Origin of the sequence: Pseudomonas sp. GV085 (assembly GCF_003050925.1) — a bacterium.
In the GTDB taxonomy this organism is placed as follows: Bacteria; Pseudomonadota; Gammaproteobacteria; order Pseudomonadales; family Pseudomonadaceae; genus Aquipseudomonas.
Window position 1 is genome coordinate 366,399 of record NZ_QAOV01000002.1, and the last position, 14,807, is coordinate 381,205.

At 61.6% G+C, this 14,807-nt stretch carries 10 protein-coding genes and 1 pseudogene; 5 read left to right on the forward strand and 6 right to left on the reverse strand.

Annotated elements, in window-relative coordinates:
• Positions 1-119: 119 nt before the first annotated feature.
• The 4 genes from C8K63_RS05550 to C8K63_RS05565 form a co-directional block, all read right to left on the reverse strand.
• Entirely contained in the window at positions 120-2,375 is a 2,256-nt protein-coding gene (locus C8K63_RS05550) for an ATP-binding protein (protein ID WP_108215774.1), read from the reverse strand.
• Positions 2,372-3,145, reverse strand: coding sequence for an ABC transporter substrate-binding protein (locus tag C8K63_RS05555; RefSeq protein WP_108215775.1), 774 nt, complete (start codon positions 3,143-3,145; stop codon positions 2,372-2,374). Before C8K63_RS05555 ends, C8K63_RS05550 begins: the two co-directional genes overlap by 4 nt.
• A 5-nt stretch (positions 3,146-3,150) precedes the next feature.
• Positions 3,151-3,867, reverse strand: a complete 717-nt coding sequence (locus tag C8K63_RS05560; protein ID WP_108215776.1) for a response regulator — start codon at positions 3,865-3,867, stop codon at positions 3,151-3,153.
• Positions 3,868-3,959: 92 nt separating this feature from the next.
• Positions 3,960-4,607 carry a TetR family transcriptional regulator C-terminal domain-containing protein gene (locus tag C8K63_RS05565; RefSeq protein WP_108215777.1) on the reverse strand — a complete coding sequence of 216 codons (648 nt, stop codon included), beginning with the start codon at positions 4,605-4,607 and terminating at the stop codon, positions 3,960-3,962.
• A gap of 554 nt (positions 4,608-5,161) precedes the next feature.
• Between C8K63_RS05565 and C8K63_RS05575 the strand changes: the two genes are divergently transcribed.
• Both C8K63_RS05575 and C8K63_RS05580 read left to right on the forward strand, forming a co-directional pair.
• Positions 5,162-7,123, forward strand: coding sequence for an FAD-dependent oxidoreductase (locus tag C8K63_RS05575; protein ID WP_108215779.1), 1,962 nt, complete (start codon positions 5,162-5,164; stop codon positions 7,121-7,123).
• Positions 7,124-7,318: 195 nt separating this feature from the next.
• Positions 7,319-7,899 (forward strand): annotated as a pseudogene (locus tag C8K63_RS05580) (cupin domain-containing protein); the annotation flags it as partial.
• On the opposite strand, the gene C8K63_RS05585 reads toward C8K63_RS05580, so the two are convergent.
• Entirely contained in the window at positions 7,896-8,828 is a 933-nt protein-coding gene (locus C8K63_RS05585; RefSeq protein ID WP_108215781.1) for a helix-turn-helix domain-containing protein, read from the reverse strand. The pseudogene C8K63_RS05580 and the gene C8K63_RS05585 sit on opposite strands and share 4 nt — an antisense overlap.
• Before the next feature lie 162 nt (positions 8,829-8,990).
• On the opposite strand from C8K63_RS05585, the gene C8K63_RS05590 reads away from it, so the two are divergent.
• The 3 genes from C8K63_RS05590 to C8K63_RS05600 all read left to right on the forward strand — a co-directional run bounded on the left by C8K63_RS05590 (position 8,991) and on the right by C8K63_RS05600 (position 12,883).
• The gene (locus C8K63_RS05590; RefSeq protein WP_108215782.1) at positions 8,991-10,349 is read left to right on the forward strand and encodes a glutamine synthetase family protein; all 1,359 of its coding nucleotides are present in this window, start codon (positions 8,991-8,993) and stop codon (positions 10,347-10,349) included.
• Between the two features lie 147 nt (positions 10,350-10,496).
• A complete protein-coding gene (locus C8K63_RS05595; protein ID WP_108215783.1) occupies positions 10,497-11,585 on the forward strand; it encodes a polyamine ABC transporter substrate-binding protein in 1,089 nt (362 codons plus the stop codon).
• A complete protein-coding gene (locus C8K63_RS05600; RefSeq protein WP_108215784.1) occupies positions 11,582-12,883 on the forward strand; it encodes an FAD-binding oxidoreductase in 1,302 nt (433 codons plus the stop codon). Before C8K63_RS05595 ends, C8K63_RS05600 begins: the two co-directional genes overlap by 4 nt.
• A 211-nt stretch (positions 12,884-13,094) precedes the next feature.
• Here C8K63_RS05600 and C8K63_RS05605 read toward each other — a convergent pair whose 3' ends face one another.
• Positions 13,095-14,747 (reverse strand): arylsulfatase, encoded by a 1,653-nt coding sequence (locus C8K63_RS05605; RefSeq protein ID WP_108215785.1) that lies wholly within the window; start codon positions 14,745-14,747, stop codon positions 13,095-13,097.
• Between the last annotated feature and the right edge of the window lie 60 nt (positions 14,748-14,807).

The window sequence follows — 14,807 nt, forward strand, 5'->3', positions numbered from 1 at the left end:
TTATCTCCAATAAGCTTCGAAGACCGCGCTGCGGCGGTTGCGTCGATTATTGGAAAGCCATGTAAGTTCGCGTTGACCGTAAAGATCGAAGTTGTACAAAGTCGTAACAAACTTGTACGTCAGCTCTGCAACAGGCCTTTGAGGGTAGCAAGCGAGCGCAGCAATTGCTCATTGAGCGTGGGGCTCAGCCGCTGGATCGCCGATTCATCGTTTGCCAGCGCCAAGGTCTCCAGCGCCCTTAGGGTGGCGGCCAAGGCCCGAAAACCCAGGGAGTCGCAGCTGCCGGCCAGACGGTGCGCCAGTTGCGCAACCTCTGTGCAGTCATCGGCGGCCATGGCTTCATGCAGTGCATCGCGGTGCTGGAGAATCGAGTCGCGCAGCACCGCCAGCAGACTCTGGACCTTTTGCTCGCCGAGCAGGTTGCGATGGGTCTGCAGCAACGGCCAGTCCATTGCCTCATCGCTCAGCAGCGACTCGGCGACGGGCGCATGCCCTTCCAGCACCTGGCGCAGGTTTTCCAGCTTCAAGGGCTTGGCCAGGACACCGTCCATGCCGGCCTCCAGATAACCGCGCACCAGCGCCGGTTGCACGCTGGCGGTCAAGGCGAAAATCCGGGTGTGGCGATTCGGCCCGTCGCTGTTGCGGATCTGCCGGCATAACTCGACACCGCTGATGCCCGGCAGATGCACGTCGAGCAGCAGCAGATCGAAAACCCGCGCCGCGCAGTGTTCCAGCGCCTGATCCGCTTCTTCGGCGAGCCATACCCGGTGGCCGTCCCGCTGCAATAAACCCTTGGCCACTTCGCGGTTGAGCGCCACGTCTTCGACCACCAGGATGTTCAGTGCCGGCCCCACCGCGCGTACCGGCGGAGCCTCAGCCACGCCGCTGGCCGGCTGCAAGGACAGCTCGAACCAGAAACAACTGCCGCGCCCCACTTCACTCTCCACGCCGATGCAGCCGCCCATCTGCTCCACCAGATGTTTGCAGATCGCCAACCCCAATCCAGTGCCACCAAAACGCTGGGCCACTTCTTCGCTGGCCTGGGTGAAACGCTCGAAAATCTTCGCCTGCATCAAAGGGGCAATGCCGATGCCGTCATCCGTGACACTGACCCGCAGCCGCTGCCCGGTCTGTTCGCCGGTTTCGCTGAGAAGCGCCACCTCGACGCTGACTTCGCCGCCTTCGGTGAACTTGATCGCGTTCGCCAGCAGGTTGCTCAGCACCTGACGCAGGAACTGCTCGGCGCCGTGGTGATACTCGGCAACCCGCTGATCGATGCGGCAAGTGAGGATCGTGTCGTTGTTCAGCGCTCGCGGTTCCAACAATGTCAGCACCTCGTCGAGCAACTGGCGCAGCGAGAAATCCACCGGCTCGGGATGGCTGACGCCCTCCTCCAGCTTGGCGAAATACAGCACTTCGTTGAGGATCGTCAGCAAGCCTTCACCGGCCTTGTGCAAGGCATCCAGGCGTTTGCCGTCCCGGGCATCCAGGCGCGCGCCGCGCAACAGTTCGGCCATGCCGAGGATGCCATTGAGGGGCGTGCGCAGTTCGTGGCTCATGGTCGCCAGAAACCGCGACTTGGCAAGGTTGGCCGCTTCCGCCTCGTCCTTGGCCCGCATCAGGCTGGCGGTGCGGCGCTCAACCATTTTCAGCAGCTCGTCACGGTTGTCCTGCAAGGCCAGGCGATCGGTTTCCCGGCGCTCGATGTCCCGCAGGATCGCCCGGCGCATGTCGTCCAGTGCGTGGGCCACGGTGTCGATTTCGTCGCTGCCGCGGCGCTTGTCCAAATGCAGGGGCTCGTGCCATTCACCGGCGGCAATGCGCCGGGCGAACTCGGCCATGACTTTCAGGTGACGGGTCACCAGACGATAAAACAGCCCCGACAAGGCAACGGCCAGACCGCAGAGGAACACCGCCATCCACAACAGGCTGGTCAAACCGGTGGCATAGAGACGCTGGTACACCGCCCCCAGATCCGTGCTCACTTCCAGCTCGCCAAGGTTGCGCAACGGGCCGGACGGCGGCTGATAGTCCAGGGCAAAGCGCTCGATACGCAGCGGTCCCGCCGGGGTCGGATTGCCTTGTACCAGGTCGAAATCGGCGCTGGTCAAGTGCACCCGCGCGACGTCGGAGAAGTCCACCAGCCCGCGCAACTGCACGTTCAACTGCTCCTGGTTCAAATCCCAGAGGCTGCGTTCCAGGCTGGCCAGGTAGCCGGCGCGGATCAGCTCCATGCGCGAATCGATGTCGCGCATTTCCCGTCGATACTCGATGTACAGTTGCACGCTGCTGGCCAGTACGGTGAAGCACAGGCTGAACAACAGAATGAACAGCAACAGGCGTCGCAACAGTCCACCGGGGCGGGCGCGAATCATTGCGCATCCACCGGCAGGTTGATCATGTCGCGGTAGGTCACTTCGCTTTCGTTGAGCCAGCGCTCGATGTCGCCGGCATCGACCATGCGCTGCAATTGCGCGTTGATCTCGGGCATGCGCTCGGCCAAGGGCGAGCGCCGTGACACGGCAACCCGCAAATAGTCCACGCTCAAGGCCTTGGGCAAGGCGACGATGTCCTGGCCGCCGGGCAGGTTTTCCACGTACAGCTGGCCGGTACGCCGCTCCTGGGTGATGAAGTCGATGCGCCCTCGAATCAGCTTGCCGAAGTTCTGGTGGCTGTCGGAAACCCATTCGATATTGTTGTTGCGCGCGACCATGCGATCGAACGCCACACCGTAGCTCTCGCCGAACAACAGGCCGCCACGGTAATGGGCCAGGTCGTCCAGTTGTTCGAATGTCACCGGGTGTTGGCGGTTGATGAACAGCGCCACTTCTTCACGCAATACCGGCACCGTCGAGAACAGCATGCTCTGTTCGCGTTGCGCGGTGCTGTAGGCCAACACCACATCGACCCGGCCTTCGGCGGCGTCCAGCAGGCAGCGTTTCCAGTTGCCCAGCACGATAATCTCGACCTCATACCCCAACTGGCCGAACAGGCTTTTCACCACGCTCGGCGCCAGGCCGCGCACCTGCTTGCCGTCGCTCCAGGAGATCGGCGGGTACACCGGGTAATCGCAATAGCGAACCTTGTCCGCCGCAATGGCATGGCCGGCCACCAGCAGCGCCAGCAGGCAAAGCCATCGCGCCATCAGCTTCAGGCCGCCACGCCAGCGGTGAACAGGTAACCGGCGCCATGGATGGTGATGATCAACTGCGGTTCGGCAGGGTCGTCGTGCAACTTGCGGCGCAAGCGCCCGACCAGCACGTCGATGGAGCGGTCGTTGGGCACCCATTCGCGGTTGCGGATCTGGTCCATCAACTGATCGCGGCTGAGGGTGTGGCCGCTGTTGCGCAGGAACACGCTGAGCAACTGGTATTCGCCGTGGGTCAGCAGGGTTTCGCTGCCGGACGCATCGATCAGGCGGCGGCGGTCGGTGTCCAGTGACCAGTCGGCGAACTGCTTGACCGGCTTGGCCACCGCGACGGCAGGCTGTGGCGTTTGCGCGTGACGTACCCGGCGAATCAGGTTTTTCGCTCGCGACACCAGCTCCCTTGGGTTGAGGGGTTTGATCACGTAGTCATCGGCGCCGCATTCGAGGCCGACGATGCGGTCGATTTCGTCGTTGCGCCCGGTGATCAGGATGATCCCGACTTCCGAACGCACCCGCAGTTCGCGGGTCAGGGTCAGGCCGTCCTTGCCCGGCAGGCGGATGTCGAGCATCACCAGGTCGACGGTCTGGCTGGCGAGGAAGGTTTCCGCCAGTTCCGCCGTGGCGGCGCAATGGACGTCGTAGCCTTCCTGGGACAGGTAGGCGTGCAGCAGATCGCGAATCAGCGGATCGTCATCGACGATCAATACCCGAGGAGTCATCGCTTGGTGTCCGGCTCAGGCCCGAAGGCCAGTTTCTTATTAGAGTGTTTTCCTGCATCGGCGCCAGAGAGTATCGATTGCTGAACGACTGATCAACAGTCGCTCGTCTGCACGCAGAAGCGCCGGCGTCCGCCGGCCTGCAACCCGTCGACCCAGGCCTCGCAAATCTGGATGCCCTGCTCCGGGGTGAAGGTACCCGGGTTCAGCCCGTACTCCAGCCACAAACCGTCGAGCAAGGCGCTGAGGCTGATGGCGGCGAGGTCGGCGTCGAAGTTTTCCCAGCCCTCCTCCCGGGCCAGTTCCGCCAGCACCTTGCGCAGGATGCCGCGATACTCGCCATAGGAATGATCGTGGGCCTGGTTGATGGCCTCGGCGGTTTTTACCGCGCCCCAGAACGCCAGCCAGGCGTCGATCAGTTGCGGATCGAGCAATTCAGCGGAAAACGATCCGCGGAAAAACGCCGACAAGCGCTCCCGGGCATTCGGCGCGGCTTGCTCCATGGCGTCGCGCAGCAGGGTCATGACCCGCCCGGTGATCGCCATGTAGGCCTCGGCCACCAGTTCGTCCTTGCCGGAATAGTGATGACTGATCAGCCCCACCGAGACCCCGGCCTCAGCGGAAATCTTGCGGATCGACGCACCCTGGAAACCATGGCGCTTGAGGCACACCAGCGTCGCCTCGATCAGGTTGGCTTTGCGCAACTCCGGTTCCATGCGGGAAAAACGGGTTTCCTGATTCATCGGCGACACGCTCCTTGGTTCAATCGTTCAGGCCCGCACGGGTTAGCGGTGGGCTGAACGAATGTACAGCAAGAGCGGGCCATTTCTCCAGTCAGTTGCCAGTCTGATAGACCGTGGCACGCCCATCGCGAGCAGGCTCACTCCTACAGGGGGTTATAGCGACACATCAGATCAACTGTAGGAGCGAGCCTGCTCGCGATGAGGCCAGTCCTTTCAACAGTGATTCCGGATCAGTCCCGATACCCTCGGCGCCACTCGATCCAGCAGCACAACCTCCCCGGCGGCTTTTCGGCCCAGGAGCGGGCTCGAGACGAAACTACTGCAAGGCATAGTAAAGAAACAAGTTGATTTTTTACTGCAGGTAAATTTCTATAGACCAATAATAACAACACCGAAAACCTAAATGCCTCTGTAGGAGCGAGCTCGCTCGCGATGGACCTGAGAACGCCGTGGGGTGTCAGGTACCCAGCGTTATCGTTGACGTCCATCGTCGGGAACGCCGCCCGGAGCAAGCTCGCTCCTACACAGGTCAGCCTGCCTGGAGTACCCGCACCATGCCGACCTCGACACCCGCCTTCGCGCACCTGTTCGAACCCCTGGAGATCCGTGGCAAGCGCCTGAAGAACCGCATCATGTCCAGCGGTCACGACACCTCGATGCCCACCGACAACCTGGTCAACGAGCAATTGATCGCCTACCACCGGGCGCGTGCCGAAGGCGGTGCAGGGCTGATCGTGCTGCAGGTGGCTGGCGTGCATGACAGTGCGCGCTACACCTCCCATGTGCTGATGGCCACCGACGATGCGTGCATCGAGGGCTACCGCCAACTGGCGCAAACCTGCCATGCCCACGGTACCGTGGTGTTGTCCCAGGTGTTCCATCCGGGGCGGGAGATCATGGAATCCAGCGATGGCTTGCTGGCAGTGGCTTACTCCGCCTCGTCGGTGCCCAACGAACGTTTCCGGGTGATGCCCCGCGCGCTGGATCAGGCCATGATCGACGAGATTGTCGCCGGTTATGCCGCTGCCGCCCGCCGTCTGCATCAGGCCGGAATCGACGGCGTCGAGGTCGTGGCCAGTCACGGTTACCTGCCGGCGCAGTTCATCAATCCGCGGGTCAATCGGCGTACCGATGGCTACAACGGAGAGCTGGAACAGCGTTTGCGTTTTCTGCGCGAAGTCATCAAAGCCGTGCGCGCGGCGACCGACGAGCAGTTCATCGTCGGCCTGCGCATTTCCGCCGACGAGCGCGACCCGCAAGGCCTGACCGAAGACGAATCCCTGGCCGCCGTGCAGTCGCTGCAAACGCAGCTCGATTATGTGCACATTGTCGCCGGCACTTCGGCGTCGCTAGGTGGCGCGGTGCATATCGTGCCGCCCATGGCGATCGAAGCGGCGTACCTGGCAAAAGAAGCCGGGACGTTCAAGGCCAGTTTGAACATTCCGTTGTTCGTCACGGGGCGCATCAACCAGCCCCAGGAAGCCGAGCTGATCCTGGCTCGCGGCCAGGCCGATGTCTGCGGCATGACCCGGGCGCTGATCTGCGATCCGCAAATGCCCAACAAGACCGACACCGGCCGCGTCGAAGACGTGCGGGCGTGCATTGCCTGCAACCAGGCGTGCATCGGCCACTTCCACAAGGGCTTGCCGATTTCCTGCATCCAGCACCCGGAAACCGGGCGCGAGCTGATCTTCGGCGAACGCCGACAAGCGCCACAGCGCAAACGCATCATGATCGCCGGCGGTGGTCCGGCCGGGATGAAAGCTGCCACCGTCGCGGCCCAGCGCGGGCATGAGGTGACGCTGTACGAAGCCAGCTCACAATTGGGCGGTCAGGTGTTGCTCGCGCAGCTGCTGCCACGACGCAGCGAATTCGGCGGCGCCAGCACCAACCTGCAGCGGGAAATGGAACTGGCTGGCGTGCGGGTGGTGCGCAACACCCGGGTCGACCGCGCGCTGGTGGAGCAGGAAAAACCGGACATGGTGATCGTCGCTACCGGTGCCGAGCCGTACTGGCCGCCCTTCGAGCGCGGCGGCGAATTACAGGTGGTGGACGCCTGGCAGGTGCTGCGTGACGAGGTGAAGATCGGCCGTTCGGTGGTGGTGATCGACTGGCGCTGCGACTGGATCGGCCCCGGCATCGCCGAGCGTCTGGTGCGCGCCGGGCACCAGGTGCAACTGGCGGTCAACGGCACCCATTGCGGGGAAAACCTGCCGCTGTACGTGCGCGATCAACTGGCCGGCGAGCTGCATAAACTGGGGGTGCCGATCACGCCGTACGCGCGGTTGTATGGTTGCGATGACGACACGGTGTACCTGCAGCACACCGCCAGCGGCGAGCCGATGCTGATGGAGAACATCGACACCCTGGTGCTGTGTCAGGGTCACCAACCGGTGGATACCCTGGGTGCTGAACTGCAAGGGCTGGTGGAATTTCGCCGGATCGGCGACTGCCTGGCGCCGCGCACCGCCGAGGAAGCGATTTATGAAGGCCTGAAAGTCGCGTGGGAGCTTTAAGGCTGTTTATACTCCGGGGCTTTAGATTCAAATGATCGTTCTCTGTAGGAGCGAGCTTGCTCGCGATGGACTTCAGAACACCGCGTGTTATCCAGAAAACACGCGTCATCGTTAGCGACCATCGCGAGCAAGCTCGCTCCTACAGGGGCGTAGCGTAGCCCCCCGGTTCGGAACTTTCCATGAGCAACAACAGCAAGACCCAGCCCGCCTCAGGCAACGCCGAACCGCATTTTCTCGGCACGCGCATTCGCGGCCTGCGCAAGCGCCGGGGCATGACCCTGGCGGAACTGGCGCAACAGAGTGAGCTCACCGCCGGCTACATCAGCCAGCTGGAGCGCAACCTCGCCTACCCGTCGATCCCGGCGCTGTTCAACATTGCCCGCAGCCTCGGCGTCACCATCCAGTGGTTCTTCGCCAGTGAAGCGGTCACCGCACCTGAAGACGATGGCGTCGTGGTGCGCAAGAACAGCCGCCTGAACGTGCATTACGAAGACGGCATCGTCGATCAGTTGCTGACCCCGCAAGCCAACCGCCAACTGGAAATGCTCCACTCGCGTTTCCCGCCCGGCACCTACAGCCAGCAAAGCTACAGCCACGACGGTGAAGAAGCCGGTTACCTGCTGTCCGGCAGTTTCGAGTTGTGGGTCGGTGAGCGCCATTTCCAGCTCAACGAAGGCGACAGTTTCAGCTTTTCCAGCCAGGAACCGCATCGCTATGGCAACCCTGGCGATGTCGATGCAGTGGTGATCTGGGTGATTACGCCGCCGACGTTCTAACGTCGGCCGCGACCACTTGACTGAGTGGTACTCGCGCGCTTGAGGGTGTCACTCGGCAGCTCGTTGAACAGTGCACGGTAGCTACTGGAAAACCGCCCCAGGTGCCAGAACGACCAATGCATGGCCACTTCAGCCACGGTGGTTTGCGTGGGCGTGCGGCTGAGCAATTCGCGGCGGGCGCTGTTGAGGCGGCGCAGGCGCAGCCATTGGGTCGGCGCCATACCGGTGTAGGTCTTGAACGCATGCTGCAACTGGCGCAGTGAAACCCCGGCAACCTGGGACAGTTCCAGCAGGTTGAGGTGTTCTTCCGGGGTGTCCGCCGCCCATTCCCCTACCCGTTTCATGATCGCCCGCTCTCCCGCACGGCGCTGCAAGGCACTCTGGTCGAGGCCGACACAGGCGTTGTCGAGAATGAACAGACAGTCTTCCAGCAGTTGCTGGGTCAGCGCTTCGCGGCTCGGTGGATCGAAGGTCTGCGACAGCCGCGTCAAGGTCCCGCTGAGCCAGCGGCAGAACAGCGCGTTCTGCCGGGAGTTGAGCGGCGCCATGAACAGCCCTTCGAGCCGGGCGATGTCCAGGCTGTGGCGCTTTACAAACTCCGGCCCGAACACCACGGCGATTTCCTGGTAGTTCTCCGGGGTGATCCAGATGTTGCGGCTTTCGCCATTCAACACGTACAGCGCGTTGTCGCCGCGATCGAAACAGAACGACAACGAACCCTGGGGCGCGCTGAAATTCTGCTCGACCCGGGTGTTCATCGACTCTTCGTAAATCTCCACGCCCTGCAGATCCAGATAGCGCACCAGGCCTGCGAAATGCCCCGGCGACATCTGTTGGTAATGCTGGACCCAGCCCGGTGTGGCGCGGATTTGCTCGGCGACATCGGCGGTGTTGAAGGCTTGGACCTGGAGTGAATTGGAACCTGTCATGGGGCGACCTTACGCACTCTTTTGGTGCGCTTCGTGCTGCTTAAAGTGGATAGATGGAACCGCAAGGCTCGCCCAAGATAGACGTCAACGCGCTACAGGGGAAGTGTCCGGCGGATGAAACCGGCCTCCCCTGGCGTTAATAAAACCAATAACGAGGTCTTTATGAATGTCCCTTTCGATCAGCTGTTCACTTGGCTGAAAGATCACAAGATTACCGAAGTCGAGTGCGTCGTCAGCGACCTGACCGGCATTGCACGCGGCAAAATCGCACCCACCAACAAGTTCCTGCATGAGCGAGGCATGCGCCTGCCGGAAAGTGTGCTGTTGCAAACGGTAACCGGGGACTTTGTCGACGACGACATCTACTACGACCTGCTCGACCCGGCCGACATCGACATGATCTGCAAGCCGGATGCCGACGCCGTTTACGTGGTGCCGTGGGCCATCGAGCCGACTGCCATCGTGATCCACGACACCTTCGACAAGTTCGGCAACCCGATCGAACTGTCGCCGCGCAACGTGCTGAAGAAAGTCCTGCAGTTGTATACCGACAAAGGCTGGCGGCCGATTGTGGCGCCGGAAATGGAGTTCTACCTGACCCAGCGCTGCGAAGACCCGGACTTGCCGCTCAAGGCGCCGATGGGCCGTTCGGGTCGCGCCGAAAGCGGTCGCCAGTCGTTCTCCATCGATGCGGCCAACGAATTCGACCCGCTGTTCGAAGACGTCTACGACTGGTGCGAACTGCAAGGTCTGGACCTCGACACGCTGATTCACGAAGACGGCCCGGCGCAGATGGAAATCAACTTCCGTCACGGCAACGCCCTGGACCTGGCCGACCAGATCACTGTGTTCAAACGCACCATGCGTGAGGCGGCGCTCAAGCACAACGTGGCGGCAACCTTCATGGCCAAGCCGGTCGGCGACGAGCCGGGCAGCGCCATGCACCTTCACCAGAGCGTGGTGGACATTGCCACCGGCCAGCCGATCTTTGCCGATGCCGATGGCAACATGAGCGAGCTGTTCCTGCATCACATCGGTGGCTTGCAGAAGTACATCCCGAAAGTGCTGCCGATGTTCGCGCCGAACGTCAACTCGTTCCGCCGCTTCCTGCCGGACACCTCGGCACCGGTGAACGTCGAATGGGGCGAAGAAAACCGCACCGTCGGCCTGCGCGTGCCGACCTCAAGCCCGGATGCCATGCGCGTCGAGAACCGTCTGCCGGGCGCTGACGCCAACCCGTACCTGGCCATCGCCGCCAGCCTGCTGTGCGGTTACCTGGGCATGGTCGAGCGTATCGAGCCGAGCGCCGCGGTACAGGGCCGCGCCTATGAGCGTCGCAACCTGCGCCTGCCGATCACCATCGAGGACGCCCTGACCCAGATGGAGGAATGCGACACCATCAGCCGCTACCTGGGCGACAAGTTCGTGCGCGGCTATGTCGCGGTCAAACGCGCCGAGCACGAGAACTTCAAACGGGTGATCAGTTCGTGGGAGCGTGAGTTCCTGATGCTCAGCGTCTGAGATCTGCGCTGTCCTTAAGACCTTCGCGAGCAGGCTCGCTCCCACAGGGTACGCATTCCAATGTAGGAGTGAGCCTGCTCGCGATGACGGCAGCAAGAACACCCAAGAATTGCCTGAAGAATCCAATAATTCCAAGAAGGTATCGATATGCGTCTATTGAAATCCATGGTCCCGGCCGCGCTGGCGGTTCTGTTCAGCGCCGTTGCCCAGGCACAGCCCCAGGTCAGCGTCTACAACTGGACCGACTACATCGGCGAAACCACCCTCGCCGACTTCCAGGCCAAGACCGGGATCAAGGTGATCTACGACGTATTCGATTCCAACGAAACCCTGGAAGGCAAACTGCTTGCCGGTCGCACCGGGTATGACGTGGTGGTGCCGTCCAACCACTTCCTCGCCCGCCAGGTGAAGGCCGGCGCGTTCCTCAAGCTCGATCGCGAGCAGCTGCCGAACTTCAAGAACCTCGACCCGAAACTGCTGGCGCTGCTGGAGAAAAACGATCCGGGTAACTCGCACTCGGTACCGTACCTGTGGGGCACCAACGGCATCGGCTATAACGTCGACAAGGTCAAGGCTGTGTTGGGCATCGACAAGATCGACTCCTGGGCCGTGCTGTTCGAACCGGAAAACATCAAGAAGCTGAGCGCCTGCGGCGTGTCGATGATGGACTCAGCGGACGAAGTGTTTCCCGCAATGCTCAACTACATGGGCATGGACCCGCGCAGCGAAAACCCCGAGGACTTCAAAAAGGCCGAAGCCAAGCTGCTGCAGATCCGCCCCTACATCACCTACTTCCACTCCTCCAAGTACGTCTCGGACCTGGCCAACGGCGATATCTGCGTGGCCTTCGGTTACTCGGGCGACGTGTTCCAGGCCGCCAACCGCGCCAAGGAAGCCAAGAACGGCGTGAACATCGCCTACGCCATTCCCAAGGAAGGCGCCAATCTGTGGTTCGACTTGCTGGCCACCCCCGCCGACGCCAGTAATCCGAAAGAAGCCCACGCTTTCATCAACTACCTGCTGGACCCGCAAGTGATTGCCAAGGTCAGTGCTTCGGTCGGTTATGCCAACCCGAACCCGGCCGCCAAGCAGTACATGGACCCTGAGCTGGTCGGCAATCCCGAGGTTTATCCGTCCCAGGAAGTCCTCGACAAACTCTACATCTCCACGACGCCGCCGCAGTCGATCATGCGCCTGATGACCCGCTCGTGGAGCAAAGTGAAGTCCAACAAATGAATCAGTACACCAAGGAACACACCCTCTCCTATTACGCGGCGTCCGCCAGGGGCATGCGGCAGCGTCCCGCGCTGGCCTCGGACCTGGTGGCCGATGTCTGCGTGGTCGGCGCGGGTTTCACCGGTATCAACACCGCCATCGAACTGGCCCAGCGTGGCCTCTCGGTGGTCCTGCTGGAGGCCCGGCGAATTGGTTGGGGCGCCAGCGGGCGCAATGGCGGCCAGTTGATTCGTGGCATCGGCCATGACGTCAGCGGTTTCGCCAGGCACATCGGCGCCGATGGCGTGCAATACCTGGAACATGCCGGGACCGAATCGGTGCAAGTCGTGGCCAATCGCATCCGCCAACACGGCATCGATTGCGACCTGCGCTGGGGCTTCTGTGAACTGGCCAATACGCCGGCTCAGTTCAACGCGTTGAAGGCCGAGCAGGCAGAGCTGATCGAGTCCGGTTATGCCTTTGAAACCCGGCTGGTCGCGCCGGAACAAATCCGTGAACAGGTGGTGAACTCCGGCGTGTATGCCGGTGGCCTGGTGGACATGGGCTCGGGGCATTTGCATCCGCTGAACCTGGCGCTCGGTGAAGCGAAGGTCGCCGAGTCTCTTGGCGTGCAGATCTTCGAGCAGAGTCCGGTGCTGGAGTTGATCCACGGCAGCACGGTGCAGGTCCGTTGCGCCGGTGGCACGGTGCGCGCCGGCACGTTGGTGCTGGCTTGTAACGCGCATCTCGAAGAGCTTGAACCGAAGCTCAGCGGCAAGGTGCTCCCGGCGGGCAGCTACATCATCGCCACCGAGCCGTTGTCGGAAGAGGCCGCTGCAAAACTGATCCCGCACAACCTCGCGCTGTGCGACCAGAAGGTCGGACTGGATTACTACCGGCTCTCGGCTGACCGGCGTTTGCTGTTCGGTGGCGCGTGCCATTACTCCGGCCGCGATCCTGCGGACATCAGCGCCTACATGCGCCCGCAGATGCTCAAGGTGTTCCCGCAACTGGCCAAGGCGCGCATCGACTTTCAGTGGGGCGGCAAGATCGGCATCTCGGCCAACCGCTTCCCGCAGGTCGGGCGCTTGAGCCAGCACCCGAACGTGTTCTACGCCCAGGGCTACTCCGGCCATGGCTTGAACGTGACCCACTGGTGCGCGAAGTTGTTGGGCGAAGCGATCCATGCCGGCCACAGTAAAGGCTTTGACGTGTTCAGTGCCGTGCCGCACATGACCTTCCCCGGCGGACGCGCCTTGCGTTCACCGTTGCTGGCCCTTGGCATGTTCTGGTATCGGATGCGGGAAGTGCTCGGTTGATCGGGTAAAGCACTGACCGCTGCTGCAGGCAATGCTGTTCAGTTAAGCGAATGTGGTCCTCTGTAGGAGCGAGCTTGCTCCGGGCGGCGTTCCGACGATGGACTCAAGAACGCCGCGTTTAGCCAGTAAATACGCGTTATCGTTAACGACCATCGCGAGCAAGCTCGCTCCTACAATTTCCTTAACTGAACAGCATTGCGCCGCTGCAGGGCTAGTTTGGCATCGGGATAGCGACGCCCTCCTTCTGCAATTCTTCCCGTATCGACTGGAATTTCTGGTACTTGGACAATTCGATCGGCCCGTCGTAGCCCATGCTTTGCAGCTTGCGTGGCGGGTATTTGATGTAGGTCTGCATCAGCTTGTTGATCGCCTGACTGATCGGCACCATGGTCCAGGTGCGCTCGGTGACGTTACTCATGAAGATGTCGTAGCGCTCCTGTGGATCTTGCAGCAAGTCAAAGACTTGCGGTACGACCGCCACGTACTTCGACTCCCCTTTCCAGCCCAGGTTGGTGTCCACGGCCAAGCCGCCGGTCAGCGCACCATTGTCGCCACGCAGGTTGAACACGGCCTTGTAATTGCCTACGCGGGCCGCCCCCGGTGACAACTCGTTTTCGGTGAAATAGAACCACTCTTTACGTGGGTCGGGGCCCGTGCCGGTTATCACCGGTGTCATATCGTAACTGTCGAAATAGATCGGCTGACCTTCGCGGTCCTTTTCCGGCAACTTGATGCCGGCCACCGAGGCGAAGGTCGCCATCAAGTCGAGCCCACCGAGAATGTCGTGGTTCTTGGCGTTCGGTTTGATTTTTCCGGGCCAGGTCATGATCGCCGGGACCCGGTTACCGCCCTCGCGCACGGTGCCCTTGGTGCCACGGAAAGGCGTGTAGCCCGCATCCGGATAGACGTCCTGCCAGGCGCCGTTGTCTGTGGTGTAAACCACCAGCGTGTTCTTATCCAGGCCCAGCGCCTTGAGCTTGTCCATGATATGGCCGATACGCGTATCCAGTTCGACTACCGAGTCGGCGTACTTGGACTTGGAGATCGACTTGTGAACGAACTCCGGTGCCGGCAAGTTCGGCTGGTGCACTTTCATGAAGTTGACGTTGATGAAAAACGGCTTGTCCGATTTGGCGGCAGTGTCGAGGAATTCCAGTGCAGCCTTTTCCACATAACCGTCGAAATAGGGAATTCCGACTACACCGGGTTTGCCGTCGATGACCGGCGTATCAACATACTGGCCGTTGATCTTGAACTCTTCGACGGCCTTTTCTCCAGCCTTGCCCGAGAGTGCACCTTTGGTCACTTTGGCAAACATCGCCCGGGTTTCCGGGTCCATGTCGGGGAACCAGGTCGGATCGGCGTAGGTGTAGGCATTGAGGTGATAGAGGCCGACGTATTTCATCACGTCATAGCCCTGGGCATTGGGCAACGCATAGTCGGCTTCACCCAGATGCCACTTGCCGGTGAAGTAGGTCTCGTAGCCGCCCGTCTTGAGCACCGAGGCCAGCGTCCACTCGGCGGCGGGCAAACCACCGCCCTGACCCTGGAAGGCCACGGTGGTCATGCCGCTGCGATTGGGGATGCGCCCGGTCTGCATGGCGGCTCTGCCTGGCGTGCAGCTCGGTTGCGCGTAGAACGAGTAAAAGGTTGTGCCTTCAGCGGCCAGTTCGTCGATGCTGGGTGTCGGCATGCCGCGGCCGACACCGCCGCCATAGGGCCCCAGATCACCGTAACCGGTGTCGTCGGACACGATGAACAGGATATTGGGTTTTTCTGTTTGTGCAGCCTGGGCCATGCCGTTAAGCGCTATCAGTAATGAACCTGCAATGTAGAACCTTGAGCGATGCAAGAGTCTTTTCATGGCGACCTTCCTTTATCGGGACGGATCCTTGTGGCCGGCTACTTGTTTTCAAGTAATCCG